Consider the following 14,985-nt stretch of genomic DNA (forward strand, 5'->3'; position numbering starts at 1 on the left):
GCAGCCGCTCGAAGTCAAGAACAGCCGAAAACAAAAACACCCGCTTCGAAATGAATCGAAGCGGGTGTTGAAGTAGTCCGTAGGGGAATCGAACCCCTGTTGGTAGAATGAAAATCTACTGTCCTAACCCCTAGACGAACGGACCATGATAAACGGCGTTTTCCGTTTTGGTGGTGCAAAGATAGAAGCCGATACGCGCCGGACAAGCACCATGGTATAATATTTTTGTTTCAGCTGTGAAAACAGGCTGATTGTCAGAGGTAAATTTTTTCAAATAGTCCACTATTTCCGGCAGGTACCCCCCGATTTGGCGAAGTACCCGGAGCCCGTTACCTTCGCTCCGCGTTTTCACCCGGCCCTTCGGGACCGATACACTCCCCATTCCCCCATACAACTATGGCTAAAATCAAAGTTGCCATTAACGGTTTCGGCCGGATTGGCCGCCTGACGTTCAAAGCGCTACTCGAGCGCGACAACGTGGAAGTCGTGGCCATCAACGACCTGACGGACAACAAAACGCTGGCTCACCTGCTCAAGTTTGACTCGGTTCATGGCCGCTTCAACGGCACCGTAGCCTACGACGAAGAAAGCCTGACTGTAAACGGCCAGCGCATTCACGCTCTGGCTGAGCGTGACCCCAAACTGCTCCCATGGGGCGACATGGGCGTGGACGTGGTACTGGAAAGCACGGGCCGCTTCGTAGATGAGGCTGGCGCAGGCCAGCACCTTACAGCTGGTGCTAAGAAAGTGGTTATTTCGGCTCCTGCTACCGGCAACATCCCGACGGTAGTACTGGGCGTGAACGAAGACATTTTGACCGGCGAGGAAACCATCCTCTCTAACGCTTCGTGCACTACCAACTGCCTGGCCCCTATGGCCAAGGTATTGGACGATGCGTTCGGCATCGAGAAAGGCTACATCACCACGGTGCACGCCTACACCTCCGACCAGAACCTGCAGGACGCGCCGCACAAAGACCTGCGCCGCGCCCGCGCCGCTGCCTACAGCATTATCCCAACCAGCACGGGTGCTGCCAAAGCCGTGGGCCTGGTGCTGCCGCAGTTGAAGGGTAAACTGGACGGTATTGCTATGCGCGTGCCTATTCCGGATGGCTCGACCACGGACTTGACCGTGATTCTGAAGAAGGAAGTAACCAAGGAGCAAATCAACGCGGCCGTGAAAGCTGCTGCTGAAGGTCCCCTGAAAGGCATCCTGGAGTACAGCACTGATCCGCTGGTGAGCATCGACATCGTGGGCAACCCGCACTCGTGCATCTTCGACTCGGAGCTGACTTCGGCCAACGGTACGCTGGTGAAAGTGGTAGGCTGGTACGACAACGAAACCGGCTACTCCACCCGCACCGCCGACCTCATCCAGAAGCTGGGCGAGAAAATGAACGGCTAAGCCTTCGGGTTTTGCTATAAGGTAGAAAGCCGCCTGTCCGGGAAACCGGGCAGGCGGCTTTTGTTTTTGTGGCAGGTGCAGGAGACTGTTCTATCTTTAACCTCCCGATTCACCACTCCCATATTCCACCGTTCGTGCGTATCTGCTTTATCCTGAATCCTACATCCGGGACCAACCGCAGCCAAGACGTGCCGGCGCTGCTCACGCGCTACGCTACCACGGCCGGTGCCGACTTCGCCATCTGGCCTACTCAATATGCTGGCCACGCCGAAGAGCTGGCGCGGCAGGCCGCGGCGGAAGGCTACCGCGTGGTGGCGGCGGTGGGCGGTGATGGCACCGTGAACGAAGTAGGGCGGGGGCTGCTGGGCACCGAAACGGCGCTGGGCATCGTGCCGCGCGGCTCCGGCAACGGGCTGGCCCGCCATCTACACATACCGTTGGACTTGCCGGGCGCGGTGCGCCGCGTCTGCCAGCCCACTTTCCAACGCATCGACACCGGCGAAATCAACGGGCGGCCTTTCTTCTGCACGGCCGGGCTAGGGTTTGACGCGCATGTAAGCAAGATGTTTGCACAGGCCGGCACGCGCGGGCTCAGCACCTACGTGAAAGTGGCTCTGCGCGAATACCGCCGCTTCCGGCCCACGCCCGTGCAGGTGACGATAGAAGGCCAAGAACTGTTTGATACGCACTGCTACGTGCTGGCTTTCGCCAATGCCGCGCAATACGGCAACAACGCCTACATCGCGCCGCGCGCCAACATCCAGGATGGGTTGCTGGACGTGTGCCTGATTGATGGGCTGTCGTTGCCGCGGGCGGTGCGCGTGGGGCTGGGGCTGGCGCTGGGTACTCTGGCCGTTTCCGGCGGGGCCGTGTACCATACCTCGCGGCACGTGCTAGTGCGGGCCGCTACGCCGCTGGGCTTCCATGTCGATGGCGACTACGTGGACGATGCTACCGATTTTGAAGTGCTGCTGCATCCGTTGGCGCTGGAAGTAGCGGTGTAGAAGGCGGCAACCGTATTTTTGCATCCTACCTTCCAGCAAGCTGCACCTCCAATCCATGAAAGCCGACAAAAACCGCCGCCAAGGCGTGGTGTATTCCACCAACCCCGATTTTGAGTACCAGGAAACCGGCGACGAAACCACCGCCACGCTGCCACCCCAGCAACAAAACCTGCGCGTGCAGCTCGACAAAAAGTCGCGCGGGGGCAAGCAGGTGACACTCGTTACCGGCTTCGTGGGCCAGGATGCCGATTTGCAAGACCTGGGCAAGCTGCTCAAAACCAAGTGCGGCGTGGGTGGCAACGCCAAAGACGGCGAAATCATCATCCAGGGGGACTTCCGTGACAAAGTGCTGGCGGTGCTCCTTGAAAAAGGCTACAAGGCCAAAAAGGCGGGCGGATAAAGGCTGAGCGTAGTACAACCAGGCTTCTGCTGCGTATAGCGTGGTGGCCAACTCGTCACGTATTCACTGGCTCCTTTATCCTCTGCTATGCCTATTCCGGAAACCGCTACCGTCTATTCTCAGGTTGAAGAAGGGGTAGTGGGAGCCGTGCAGTGGCTCAAGCTGGGAGCCGAGGCGGTAGGGGCCTGTATTATCGTGCTGGGGCTGGTGGTGGCTGGTTCTTTGTTTGTGAAGGGCCTGTTCAGCCGCCGTACCGCCGACTTTACGGCCATCCGGCTCACGCTGGCGCGGTATCTGGCGTTGGCGCTGGAGTTTCAGCTCGGGGCCGATATTCTATCTACCACCATCGCGCCCAGCTGGGAGCAGATTGGCAAGCTCGGCGCCATTGCTGTCATCCGGACGGCGCTGAACTTCTTCCTTTCGCGTGAAATGAAGGACGAGCACCGCAGCTCAGCCGAGCACCATATTCAGCGCCGGGCCCGTCAGGATGATGCGCAAATGACCAATCCGGACGACGCAAAAGAACAAATTGGTCAATAGCAGCCGGAAACCGGGTAACGGAATAGTAGCACGCCCGGCCCGGATGCCGGAACTTGCGCCGCAGACGGCGCTTAGCTTCCGGGCCATTGCTGCGTTATATCGGTCCTTCGTTTTCCTTCATTCCCACCTTCTCCGCATGAATCTATCCCGACTTTCCCTGCTGTTGCTGTGTTGCTTTGTGTGGAGCGCCGCCCGCGCCGAGGACATTCAGTCGCCGAACAAGCAGCTGACGCTGAGCGTGAACCTGCAGTCCGACGGCGTGCCCACTTATAGCCTCAGCTACAAAGGCCGCCCAGTCCTGAAAACCAGCAAGCTGGGCCTCGACCTGAAAGGTACCACCAGCCTTACCAGTGGCTTCAGCCAAACGGCCGCCGAGCGCCGCACCGCCGACGAAAGCTGGCAGCCGGTGTGGGGCGAGGTGAAAACCATCCGCAACCACTATAACGAGCTGGCCGTGACGCTCACGCAAACGGCCACCAAGCGCGTCATGCGGGTGCGGTTTCGGCTGTTTGATGACGGCCTAGGCTTCCGCTACGAGTTTCCGCGCCAGCCGGAGCTGGCCTACTTCGTGGTGAAGGAGGAGCGGACGCAGTTTGCCCTCAACGGCGACCAGAAAGCTTTCTGGCTGCCCGGCGACTACGACACGCAGGAGTACAGCACTGTCACCTCGAACCTGTCGGAAGTGCGGGGCAAGATGAAGGCAGCCACTACGCCAAATGCCTCGCAGACGCCTTTCTCGGGCACAGGCCTGCAAACGCCGCTCATGCTCAAGAGCAAGGATGGCCTCTATATCAACATCCACGAAGCGGCTCTTATCGACTATTCGGCCATGCATCTGGAGCTCGACGATAAGAATTTTGTGCTGGAGTCGCACCTGACGCCCGACGCCCTCGGCGACAAAGGCTACTTGCAGACGCCCTGCCAGTCGCCGTGGCGCACGGTGATTGTGAGCGACCAAGCCGCCGATATTCTGGAGTCCAAGCTGGTGCTCAATCTCAACGAACCTACCAAGTTCAAGGACACGTCGTGGATCAAGCCCGTGAAGTACGTGGGCGTGTGGTGGGAGATGATTACGGGCAAGAGCACTTGGTCATACACCAACCAAGAGAACATCAAGCTCGACTCCATCGACTACAAAACGGTGAAGCCTAACGGTACGCACGCCGCCAACACGGCTCACGTCAAGGAGTACATCGATTTTGCGTCTAAGCACGGGTTTGATGCGGTGCTGGTGGAAGGCTGGAACACGGGCTGGGAAGACTGGTTCGGCAAGCACAAAGACTACGTATTCGACTTTGTGACGCCGTACCCTGACTTTGATGTGCAGGAGCTGCAACGCTACGCGGCCAGCAAAAACGTGCGCATGATGATGCACCACGAAACCAGCGGCTCGGCGCGCAATTACGAGCGACACCTGGACACGGCCTTCCAGTTCATGAACAAGTACGGCTATACGTCCGTGAAAACCGGCTATGTGGGCGACGTGCTGCCGCGCGGGGAGCACCATTACAGCCAGTGGCTCATCAATCACTACAACTACGTGCTGGAGCAGGCCGCCGAGCACAAAATCATGGTGAACGGCCACGAAGCCGTGCGCCCCACCGGCCTGAGCCGCACCTTTCCGAACCTGATTGGCAACGAGGCTGCCCGCGGCACCGAGTACGAAGCCTTCGGCGGCAACAACGCCGACCACACCACCATTCTGCCCTTCACGCGCCTGATTGGCGGCCCGATGGACTACACGCCGGGCATCTTCGAAACGAAAGTCAGCAAGCTCAACCCCAGCAATACGTCGTTTGTGCACAGCACCCTGGCCCGGCAGCTGGCCCTCTACGTGACCATGTACAGCCCGCTGCAAATGGCCGCCGACCTGCCCGAGCACTACAACCAGCACCTCGACGCCTTCCAGTTCATCAAGGACGTGGCCGTGGACTGGGATGATACGCACGTACTGGAAGCCGAGCCTGGTGACTACGTAACCATTGCGCGCAAAGCCAAAGGCAAAAACAGCTGGTTCATTGGCAGCTCCTGCGACGAGCAGGGCCGCACCAGCACCATCAAGCTCGATTTCCTGGAGTCTGGCAAGAAGTACGTCGCCACCATCTACGCCGACGACAAGGATGCGCACTATGAGAAAAACCCGCAGGCCTACACCATCCGCAAGCTCAACGTGACCCGTAAATCCAAGCTGGCGCAATACTGCGCGCCGGGCGGCGGCTACGCCATCAGCGTGGTGGAAGCCGGTAAATAGCGCTGAACTACTACTATAAAAAGCCCCGGCGGGGCGGCCTATCACGCAAGGGGTGAGACTGCTCCGTTGGGGCTTTTGGCGTCTGGGGAGGCCGTTCTGCCAGCCACGGAGCTACCCAACAAAGCAGCACTTTCCCGTTGTTGTATGAAGTCAGGAAGCGTAGCTTTACTGCACTTCCGAAAATCCGGTCTACCTATTAGTTAGTGCTTATTATGAACGCTAAGCGCGTTGTAGCAACCCTACTGTAGGCTCTGTTGCTGTTGTGCGGCAGCTGCCGCTTCACCCCCGAAGAAATTCCGGCTACTGTTACCACCAAAGCCACGCCGCAACACCGGCGCGTACCAGGCACTCACATGCTGCTAGCCACTCCCGCCGAGTACAAGTTCAATCCTCAGGAGCAACTGCTACGCCTCAATCCGCTGCAGTTTGTGCAGGTGGTAGAAATGCCTGGGGTGAATTTTTCCGCGTATCTAAAGCAACTGCAGAAAGAACTGGCCGGCCAGTCCGATATTCCGGCCACGGCTTTGCGCCGCCTCACCTACAACGGCCACCCAGCCGTGTTCCTGACGCAGCCTTACCGCCGCGGGCCCGGCCTGACGGCCGCTTTGCTGGCTTTCGGCGACAGTAGCCGCGTGACGCTGGTGGTCGGGGTGTATCCGAAAATGTTGCCCGGTGCAGCCGCGGATTGCCAGCAGATACTGCTCACGGCGCACTACGACCCCGCCGTGAAAGTGCAGCAACAGGAAGCACTGGGTTTTCAGGTCAACATGCTGGATACTGACTTCCGGCAGCTAAGCCCGCAGCTCGGACGCTGGACGGTCTATGCGCCCCAGGGCCGCATCGGGGCTGAAGGCGACACGGCGCACGCCACGCTGTTTCGGGTAACAACGCTGCCGCCCGTTGCCGAGCGCACAACAATTCAGGACATAGCCCTGTCCATCATCCGGGAATACCGTACGGTGGCCAGCGTGGATAACGTGCAGGAAATCAACGGCACCATCAACGGCCACTATGCCTACGAAAACGTGATAACCTTCAACTACGCGGGCAAGGAAGGCCGGGCCCTGGTGCTGCTGCTGAGCACACCCAGCGGGATAATAGTATTCGACGGCCGCGCCTACGAACAACCCGAAGTGCGGCTGGAGCAATTCATGCGCCTTGCCAAAGCCATTCGGCTGGCACCGCCCTCGTCTTAGCTGCCCGGAGAATTGGAAGCAGCAGGTAGGTTAACTCAGGAAATCAGTTCCTGCTTGCCAAGTACTGCAACGCCCGCTCCACGTCTTCGGGCGTGTCGATGCCGATGGTTTCCAGCTCGGTTTCAGCGGTCTGGATGCGGTAGCCAGCTTCCAGCCAACGCAGCTGCTCTAGGCTTTCGGCCAGCTCCAGTGGCGAGGGTGGGAGCTGGGTAATGGCTGTTAGCACGTCGGGGCGGTAAGCGTAGAGACCGATGTGGCGCAGGTAGCGGTGATGCTGTAACCACTCGGCCTGCGGATGCTGACGCTGGTAGGGTAGAGGGTGGCGGCTAAAATACAGCGCGTTGCCCTGCGCATCGAGCACTACTTTGGGCAGGTGCGGGCTAAACAGCTCTTCGCTGCTGACGACCGGCTTCACCAGCGTAGCCAGCGGGGGCGGCTGCGGCACGGCAAACAGTTGCACCAGTGCATCAATCTGGGCGGGATGAATGAACGGCTCGTCGCCCTGAATATTGATGATGCAGTCGGCGGCCACGCCCAGCTGCTCGTAGGCGTCGCGCACCCGGTCGGTGCCACTGGGGTGGTCAGGGTTGGTCAGCACGGCTTCTCCGCCAAATCCCCGGACGTGCTCCAGAATGCGCGCATCATCGGTGGCCACTATCACCCGGCTCAGGCTGGATTGGCGGGCCTGCGCCACCACGCGCTGAATCATGGACTGGCCACCGAGGTCGATGAGGGGCTTGCCGGGCAGGCGGGTGGAGGCAAAACGAGCGGGAATAATTCCGATGGCGAGCATAAATAGCAGCTGGAAAAGGTGAAAGCACAAACAACGGGAAAAACCGTCGGGCCAGCTAACGCACTTATTTTGGTACGCAAGTGCCACTGAAGGCCCGGCTGCTGCCGCCGTTATAAAACCCAGTATTTTCTGGAAAACGAGCAATAAAAAACTGATGTCGTACTATCAGGCTGGGCTACTGCGCGCGAATCCCTAACTTTCGGCAGAATTTATGCACGGCAGCGGTTTTTTGCCGTTTAGTGTCCGTTGCTGCCTTTGCCTGTTGATTGTATGTTTCGATTTTCGTTGCTGTCCGCCACGCTTGTTCTTTCTGGTTTTTCGGCTCTGGCGGCCCCCGGCCTGGTAGCTCCTCCCGACTCTATCGGGGTGGAGTACCGCAATGGCAAGATGCTGATTAAGCACCGCGTGGCGCCCGGCGAAACCCTTTACGGCCTCTCGCGCCGCTACAAAGTTCCCGTAGATCAGATAGTGGAAGCCAACGCGGGCCAGAATGGCGCCCTCGTCACAGGCCAGATTGTGTTGGTGCCTCGCCAGCGGGCGGTTATGAACACGCCCACCGCGCCCAAGGCCGCTACTGCTACGGTTCCTGCGGCTTCCGCAGCGTCCCGCGCCTTGCCTACCGACGCCCGTGGTAACCGCGTGTATAAAGTAGAAGCCGGGCAAACGCTCTACGCCATTGCCCGCCGCTTCCAGACAACACCCGCCGAACTGGCCCGCCTTAATGGTTTCGCCACATCGTACAATGTGCGCGTTGGCGAAACCCTGATTGTGGCCGCTGGTAGCGGCAGCACCCCGGCGCGTCGCGAAACGCCTACTGCTCCGGCTACGCGCGAGCCCGCCGTGGCCACTACGCCTGCCCCGACCCGCCCAACACCCGCGCCAACCCGCGCCGAGCGGCCGGAAGAAAGCAGCAAACAGCCCGATAAGGACACGGCCGTAGCCGCCCCTAGTACCCCTAAAGAGAAAGAGGAAGACCGCACACCCACCCGCGCCAGTGAAATTGTGCACCGCGTGACGGAAAGTGGCCTGGCCACCAGCATTCCTAACAGCACCACCGACAAGTATCTGGCTCTGCACAAAACGGCCGCCGTGGGCACCATCATGCAGGTGCGCAACATCATGAATGGGCAGTCGGTGTACGTGCGCGTCATTGGCCCATTGCCCGATACCGGCGAAAACAGCAACATTCTGGTGCGCCTCTCGCCCCGCGCTGTGCAGCGCCTGGCCACCCCCGACGCCCGCTTCCGCGTGGAAACCAGCTACGTACCGTAAGGGAGGAAATAATCCAATTCAGAACGTCATGCTGAGCGCAGCCGAAGCATCTTGGTAGTGTAGTAGAATCATTTACCACACTACCAAGATGCTTCGGCTGCGCTCAGCATGACGTTCTTTATTCTTGCAAGCTATGAATCACGCTCAGGTCCGCACTATCCTCGAAGAGAATTACGCCCGCTACAACCAGCCGGCCTTCATCCTCAACGACCCTATCCAGATTCCGCACCGCTTTACGCAGCGGCAGGACGTAGAAATCAGCGGGCTATTTGCGGCGTTGCTGGCCTGGGGGCGGCGGCCTACTATCATCAGCAAGGTGACCGAGCTGCTGCGCCGCATGGACGACGCGCCCTACCAGTTCATCACCCAGCATTCCGACGACGACCTGAAAGGCCTGCTGGGCTTCTGCCACCGCACCTTCTGCGACACCGACCTGCTCTACTTTGTACACTGGCTGCGTTGGTACTACGGCGGCCACGCCACGTTGGAAGACGCCTTTCTGATCGGTAGCACCCAAAAGGAGCGGCTCGAAAATTTCCACAACCTGTTCTTCAGCCTCGACGACGCACCCCAGCGCACGCGCAAGCACGTGGCTACTCCGGCCCGCGGCTCGGCTTGCAAGCGCGTGAACATGTATCTGCGCTGGATGGTCCGTCAGGACAGCCGCGGCGTGGATTTCGGCCTCTGGACGCGCCTGCCCATGAGTGAGCTGGTCTGCCCCTGCGACGTGCACGTGGAGCGGGTAGCGCGCCGCCTGGGCCTGCTGGACCGCAAGCAGATGGACTGGCTGGCCGCCGAAGACCTCACCGCCCACCTGCGCACCTTCGACCCGCAGGACCCCGTGAAGTACGATTTTGCCCTATTCGGGCTGGGCGTGGAAGGAGAGATGTAGTGCAGGTAAGCCGGATGCAATGACAACTACTTACACTATCCAGAACCTGGAGACTGGGCCTGCAATTGGTATCTTCTCGGGTATATTCTTGGTATATGCAGTTACAGGAATAGCAGTGCCTCTAAAGCTGGATTTCACAACGGCTTATTATTGGGTCTGGATAATTGTATGGACTGCCATGTCCTGTGCTATAGGGTATTACGCAATCAAAAAGCTGGCCTTACGTGAGCTTGTCGTGTCATTAACAGCCGAAAGCCTCGCTGTCCAAGCTGCCGGCTTACCGGAGCAAATCGTCCCTTTACAGCAGATTGTTTCCTACTCGTACTACAAGAATGGAGAAGACGGCCGGTTTCGACTGCGCCTTCATTCTGGTGGTAAGATAGAGCTCTGTCATAGCGCAACGTTCTGCCCGGCCGACGACTTTCATACGTTTGCCGCTGATTTTGAACGCCAACAAACTATGGCAGTGGTACCTGAGGAAAAGCCAACTGTTTCTGGTGAAGTGGGGCGCAATATTCAGCGTGAAAAAACATTCTTCGAAAAACCATTAGCCACTATAATAGGCTGGTTTATCGTGGTTGGGTTGTGCTACTTCACCTACCACCTACTCCAACACGGTCTTAAGGATGGAAAATGGGGTGCTGTGTGTATGGCATATGCCAACGGACTAGCTTATCTGGGTACTTGGTGGAATGCCCGCCGCGCCAGAGGGTAAAGTATAGGCGTGAACTTCGGGCAATACTTTATTAACTCTACTGAATCTTTCCCGTCTCTGCTACTGTTTATCTTCGCACTCCATTCCGATTTTCAAGACTACCTGATTTGATTCTTCCTCAGAATTTCGAGCAGAAAATAGGCTTCGCGCAGCTGCGCGAGATGCTGGAAGGCCTGTGCCTGAGCCCGCTCGGCCGCCAGTTTCTGGCCAAGATGAGCTTCCAGACCAAGCACGACCAGCTCCAGAAGCTCCTGCTCCAGACCGACGAGTTCCGCTTCCTGCTGCACAGCGGAGCCGACTTCCCCTCCCAGCACTACCACGACGTAAACCCGCAAATGGTGCGGGCCAGCCTGCCCGGCGCCTACCTCGACGTAGCGGCCTTCTTTGCCGTGAAAATGAGTCTGCGCACCATTCGGCAGGCCCTCACCTTCTTCACCCAGGCCCCCGAAGACCTGTACCCGACCCTGCGCCTGCTCGGCATCGGGGTGCAGGTAGACCGCAACCTGCTGGCCGCCCTCGACAAAGTGGTGGACGACGAAGGCCAGGTGCGCGACGACGCTTCGCCGCTGCTGCGCCAGCTTCGGCAGGAGCTGATTACGCGCCAAGGCCTGCTGCGCAAGCAGATTGCCGGCATCCTGCGCCACGCCAAAAACGAAGGCTGGGTGCCCGATGGGGCCGAGCCCACCATCCGGGGTGGCCGTTTGGTGCTGCCCGTTATTGCCGAGCACAAGCGCCGCGTGAAAGGTCTGATTCACGATGAGTCGGCTTCGGGGCAGACGGTGTTTATAGAGCCGGAAGCCGTTTTCGAGCTGAATAACGACATCAAGGACCTCGAAAACGCCTACCAGCGGGAGCTGATCCGCATTCTGACGGCCCTCACCGACCAGCTGCGCCCGCACATTCCGGACCTGCGCAAAGCCTACCAGTACCTCGGCCTGCTCGACTTTATCCGGGCCAAGGCGCTGCTGGCGCTGCGCCTGGAAGCCACGCTGCCCGCGCTGCACCCGCGCCCCCAGATGCTGTGGAAGCGGGTGCGCCACCCGCTGCTCTACCTCGCGTTTCAGAACCACGCCAAGGACGACCCGCGCGAAGTGGTGCCGCTCGATATTGAGCTCACGCCGGAGCAGCGCATCCTGCTGATTTCGGGGCCGAATGCCGGCGGTAAATCCGTGAGCATGAAAACGGTGGGGCTGGTGCAGTACATGCTGCAGTGCGGCCTGCTGATTCCGGCCGGTGAAGGGTCGGAGGCGGGCATGTTCGATGATATTTTCCTCGATATCGGCGACGAGCAGAGCCTGGAAAACGATTTGAGCACGTACTCGTCGCACTTGCTGAGCATGAAGCAGTTTGTGACGCTGGCCGGCAAGCGCAGCCTGATTCTCATCGACGAATTCGGGACGGGTACCGAGCCGGTGCTGGGCGGCGCCATTGCCGAGTCGGTGCTGGAGCAGCTGAACCGGGCGCGCAGCTTTGGGGTCATCACCACGCACTACACCAACCTCAAGAACTACGCTGAGCGCACGCCCGGCATCGTGAACGGGGCTATGCGCTACGACCCCGAGCAGCTGCAGCCGCTCTACCGCCTCGAAATCGGGAAGCCGGGCTCGTCGTTTGCCATCGAAATTGCCCGCAAAATCGGCTTGCCGAAGCAACTCGTGGAGCGCGCTACACAGCTGGTGGGCAAGGACAAAATCCGTTACGACCGGCTGCTCGAAGGACTCGAAAAGGAAAAGGCCGACCTAGAAGCCCGCACCGCCGAAGCCGCCAAGCAGGAGCGCCGCCTCAAGAAAGCCGCCCAGGAATACCAGGACCTGAAAAAGTACCTCGACGACACCACGCTGGAAGTACTGCGCGAAGCCAAGCAGAAAGCCAAGCTGCTCCTTCGCGACACCAACCAGCAGATTGAGGCCACTATCCAGGAAATCCGCCTCGGCCAAGCCGACAAGGAGAAGACCAAGGAGGCCCGCGGCAAGCTCGATACGTTTGTGCGCGAGAAGCTGCAGATTGAGCCGCCCAAGCCTAAAGCCACCCGCGAGCTGGCCGAAGCCGGTACGCTCAAAGTCGGCGACAAAGTGGCGCTGATTGGGCAGGAAGGCTATGGCGAGCTGATGAGCGTGAAGGGCAAAACCGCCGAGGTGAGCTTCGGCGGCATGAAAACCATCGTGAAAATCGGCCAGCTCGAAAAGCTGACACGCTCCGAAATTCGGGAGCGGGAGAAGGAAGCGGCCCGCAAGGCTCCGTCGCAGTACGCGGGCTTTGATACTACGGGCAAGATGTCCAGCTTCAGCCCCACGCTGGACTTGCGCGGCGAACGGGCCGAAGATGCCCTCACCAAAATCACGGCTTACGTAGACGATGCCGTGATGCTGGGCGTACCGGAAATCAAGATTCTGCATGGCCGCGGCAACGGCGTGCTGCGCCAGGTGGTGCGCGACTATCTGCACCGCACCCGCCAGGTGGCCAGCGTCGCCGACGAGCACGCCGACCGGGGCGGCGACGGCGCCACGGTGGCCGTGCTCAAGTAGCGCCCCGCAGCCCCCGGCCGACCAGTTGCAGTTGGTTTCCAGGAACTGAGGCGGCCTCACAGCTTAAAATCAAATGGTTTTAGGCTGTGAGGCCGCCTCTGTGCTTCAAACCAATTGTTTTTTGCTCGTGAGCCTGCCTCAGTGCTTCGAAACCATTGTTCTTTTCGAGTGAGGTTGCCTCGCGGCTCCGAAACCATTGGTTTTGCCGAGTGAGGGGTGCTGGTAGCTAAGGAACGTCATTCCGAGCTTGCCGAGGAATCTCGCGTACTGAGGTTATGGTGGTATTTACTACACTAGCGAGATTCCTCGGCAAGCTCGGAATGACGTGTGGTTTTAGGGAATGACGTGGTTGGTTTGGTCACTCTTATTCCCTACATGGCCTGGGCCGGAGGCGCCTAGGCGGGCTTCCGCAGCCGGAAAAAGAGGGAGGGGAAGAGGGGATAGTACTGGGACGCGGCCGGAAAAGCCGGCTATCGGTGCCGCAACCCGTAGCTTTACACCCACTTTCACCTGTTGCCTCACCGCCATGCACCCCCGCAACCGCCACTCCGCCCGCTACGACTTCGCGCAGCTTATTGCCGCCAGTCCGGCCCTCGCGCCCTTCGTGGCCCCCAACAAATACGGCGACGAAAGCATTGATTTCTCTGATTACGCCGCCGTAAAGGCCCTGAACCAGGCCCTGCTCAAGCAGTTCTACGGCGTGGCCAGCTGGGACATTCCGGCCGGCTACCTGTGCCCGCCCATTCCCGGCCGCGCCGACTATCTGCACCACGCCGCTGATCTGCTGGCCACCGCCAACGGAGGCGAAGTGCCGCAGGGCAAGGCCGTGCACGTGCTGGACGTGGGCGTGGGCGCTAACTGCGTGTACCCCATCATCGGGACGCGCGAATACAACTGGCACTTCGTGGGCTCCGATATTGATGGCATGGCCCTGAAGGCGGCCAAGCACATGGTGGCCGCCAACCCCGTGCTGGCCGGCCGCATCGAGCTGCGCCAGCAATACCACGCCACCGACATTTTCGACGGCATCGTGAAGCCCCGCGAGGAGTTCGACCTGACGGTGTGCAACCCGCCCTTCCATACTTCGGCGGAAGAAGCGGCGGCCGGCAGCCAGCGCAAAGGCCGCAACCTGGGCTACGCCAAAACCCTGGAGCCCGTGCTCAACTTCGGGGGGCGCAACACGGAGCTGTGGTATGAGGGCGGCGAGGAGCAGTTTGTGCGCCGCATGGTGGAGCAGAGCGTGCCGCTGGCCTCGCGGGTGCTCTGGTTTACGTCGCTCATCTCCAAAAAGGAAACCCTGCGCAGCATCTACTACTTCCTCTCCAAAACCGCCGCCCTCGACGTGAAGACCATCGAGCTGGTACACGGCCAAAAGGTCAGCCGCCTCGTGGCCTGGACGTTTCAGAATGCCGAGCAGCAGCAAGCCTGGGCCGCCCGCCGCTGGAAGTAAGGCGGTTGCTCAATGGGAAACTCAAAAGCTTTACCGATAACTATTGATGAAACTAGTGCCGATTTTGGCGACAGTTCTTGTGCTGGCTAGTTGTGGCAGAGAAAGAACCGCCGGTAATCCTGTAGATGTGCTGGAGCCTCACACCAGCGAAGCCGGCCTGCGGCAGCTGCTGCAGCAGAAGATAGCGGCCCACAAAACGCCGGTCCTATACTTTTATGCGGATTGGTGTGGCCCGTGTCGGCGCTATCGGGCGTCGTTGGAGGAACCGGAGCTACAAGCTGCTCTGGCAAATGCTACTCTCATTAAAATCAACATTGATACGGACACGCTGCTGGCTGCTAAATATGAGATTCAGGCAGTACCTACTTTCATTAAGGTAGATAGCGCAGCAAATACCATAGCCCAGATAACATCTGATGAATGGGACAATGATGTGCCCGACGAAATAGCAGCTGTAATGAGCAAACTGGTTGGCACCACAGGCTACGACGTAAAGACAAAATAAAAAAGGCCGCTCATCAGAGCGGCCTTTTTTATACTAGC

General features: G+C 59.4%; 13 protein-coding genes and 1 tRNA gene. 12 read left to right on the forward strand and 2 right to left on the reverse strand.

Translation table 11 applies throughout. The features are described from left to right. Positions 1-73: 73 nt before the first annotated feature. Positions 74-145: transfer RNA gene (locus tag H4317_RS08160), tRNA-Glu, on the reverse strand. A 251-nt stretch (positions 146-396) separates the two neighbouring features. Between H4317_RS08160 and gap the strand changes: the two genes are divergently transcribed. The 6 genes from gap (at position 397) to H4317_RS08190 (ending at position 6,795) form a co-directional block, all read left to right on the forward strand. Beyond that, positions 397-1,404: a type I glyceraldehyde-3-phosphate dehydrogenase gene (gene gap / locus H4317_RS08165; RefSeq protein ID WP_185889630.1), complete on the forward strand. Its 1,008-nt coding sequence runs from the start codon at positions 397-399 to the stop codon at positions 1,402-1,404. Between the two features lie 134 nt (positions 1,405-1,538). Beyond that, positions 1,539-2,408 carry a diacylglycerol/lipid kinase family protein gene (locus tag H4317_RS08170; protein WP_185889631.1) on the forward strand — a complete coding sequence of 290 codons (870 nt, stop codon included), beginning with the start codon at positions 1,539-1,541 and terminating at the stop codon, positions 2,406-2,408. A gap of 55 nt (positions 2,409-2,463) precedes the next feature. Next, a complete protein-coding gene (locus H4317_RS08175) occupies positions 2,464-2,808 on the forward strand; it encodes a translation initiation factor (protein WP_185889632.1) in 345 nt (114 codons plus the stop codon). An 87-nt stretch (positions 2,809-2,895) separates the two neighbouring features. Further along, positions 2,896-3,348 (forward strand): DUF1622 domain-containing protein, encoded by a 453-nt coding sequence (locus H4317_RS08180; RefSeq protein ID WP_185889633.1) that lies wholly within the window; start codon positions 2,896-2,898, stop codon positions 3,346-3,348. Positions 3,349-3,484: 136 nt separating this feature from the next. Then, a complete protein-coding gene (locus tag H4317_RS08185) occupies positions 3,485-5,599 on the forward strand; it encodes a glycoside hydrolase family 97 protein (RefSeq protein ID WP_185889634.1) in 2,115 nt (704 codons plus the stop codon). A gap of 353 nt (positions 5,600-5,952) precedes the next feature. Continuing rightward, positions 5,953-6,795, forward strand: coding sequence for a hypothetical protein (locus tag H4317_RS08190; protein ID WP_185889635.1), 843 nt, complete (start codon positions 5,953-5,955; stop codon positions 6,793-6,795). 43 nt (positions 6,796-6,838) lie between these two features. Here the strand turns inward: H4317_RS08190 and kdsB are convergent, their stop codons facing one another. Further along, a complete protein-coding gene (gene kdsB, locus H4317_RS08195) occupies positions 6,839-7,588 on the reverse strand; it encodes a 3-deoxy-manno-octulosonate cytidylyltransferase (protein ID WP_185889636.1) in 750 nt (249 codons plus the stop codon). A gap of 270 nt (positions 7,589-7,858) precedes the next feature. Between kdsB and H4317_RS08200 the strand changes: the two genes are divergently transcribed. From H4317_RS08200 to H4317_RS08225, 6 genes are all read left to right on the forward strand, one after another. After that, positions 7,859-8,860: a LysM peptidoglycan-binding domain-containing protein gene (locus tag H4317_RS08200; protein ID WP_185889637.1), complete on the forward strand. Its 1,002-nt coding sequence runs from the start codon at positions 7,859-7,861 to the stop codon at positions 8,858-8,860. A gap of 133 nt (positions 8,861-8,993) precedes the next feature. Beyond that, on the forward strand, positions 8,994-9,752 hold the full coding sequence (locus H4317_RS08205) for a TIGR02757 family protein (protein WP_185889638.1): 759 nt from the start codon (positions 8,994-8,996) through the stop codon (positions 9,750-9,752). Positions 9,753-9,771: 19 nt separating this feature from the next. Next, positions 9,772-10,467 carry a hypothetical protein gene (locus tag H4317_RS08210; protein ID WP_185889639.1) on the forward strand — a complete coding sequence of 232 codons (696 nt, stop codon included), beginning with the start codon at positions 9,772-9,774 and terminating at the stop codon, positions 10,465-10,467. A 107-nt stretch (positions 10,468-10,574) separates the two neighbouring features. Continuing rightward, entirely contained in the window at positions 10,575-12,992 is a 2,418-nt protein-coding gene (locus H4317_RS08215) for an endonuclease MutS2 (protein WP_185889640.1), read from the forward strand. A 526-nt stretch (positions 12,993-13,518) separates the two neighbouring features. Then, positions 13,519-14,442 carry a 23S rRNA (adenine(1618)-N(6))-methyltransferase RlmF gene (rlmF, locus tag H4317_RS08220; RefSeq protein ID WP_185889641.1) on the forward strand — a complete coding sequence of 308 codons (924 nt, stop codon included), beginning with the start codon at positions 13,519-13,521 and terminating at the stop codon, positions 14,440-14,442. A gap of 127 nt (positions 14,443-14,569) precedes the next feature. Beyond that, on the forward strand, positions 14,570-14,947 hold the full coding sequence (locus H4317_RS08225; protein ID WP_185889642.1) for a thioredoxin family protein: 378 nt from the start codon (positions 14,570-14,572) through the stop codon (positions 14,945-14,947). The last annotated feature ends 38 nt before the right edge of the window (positions 14,948-14,985 follow it).

Origin of the sequence: Hymenobacter sediminicola (assembly GCF_014250515.1) — a bacterium.
GTDB lineage: Bacteria > Bacteroidota > Bacteroidia > Cytophagales > Hymenobacteraceae > Hymenobacter > Hymenobacter sediminicola.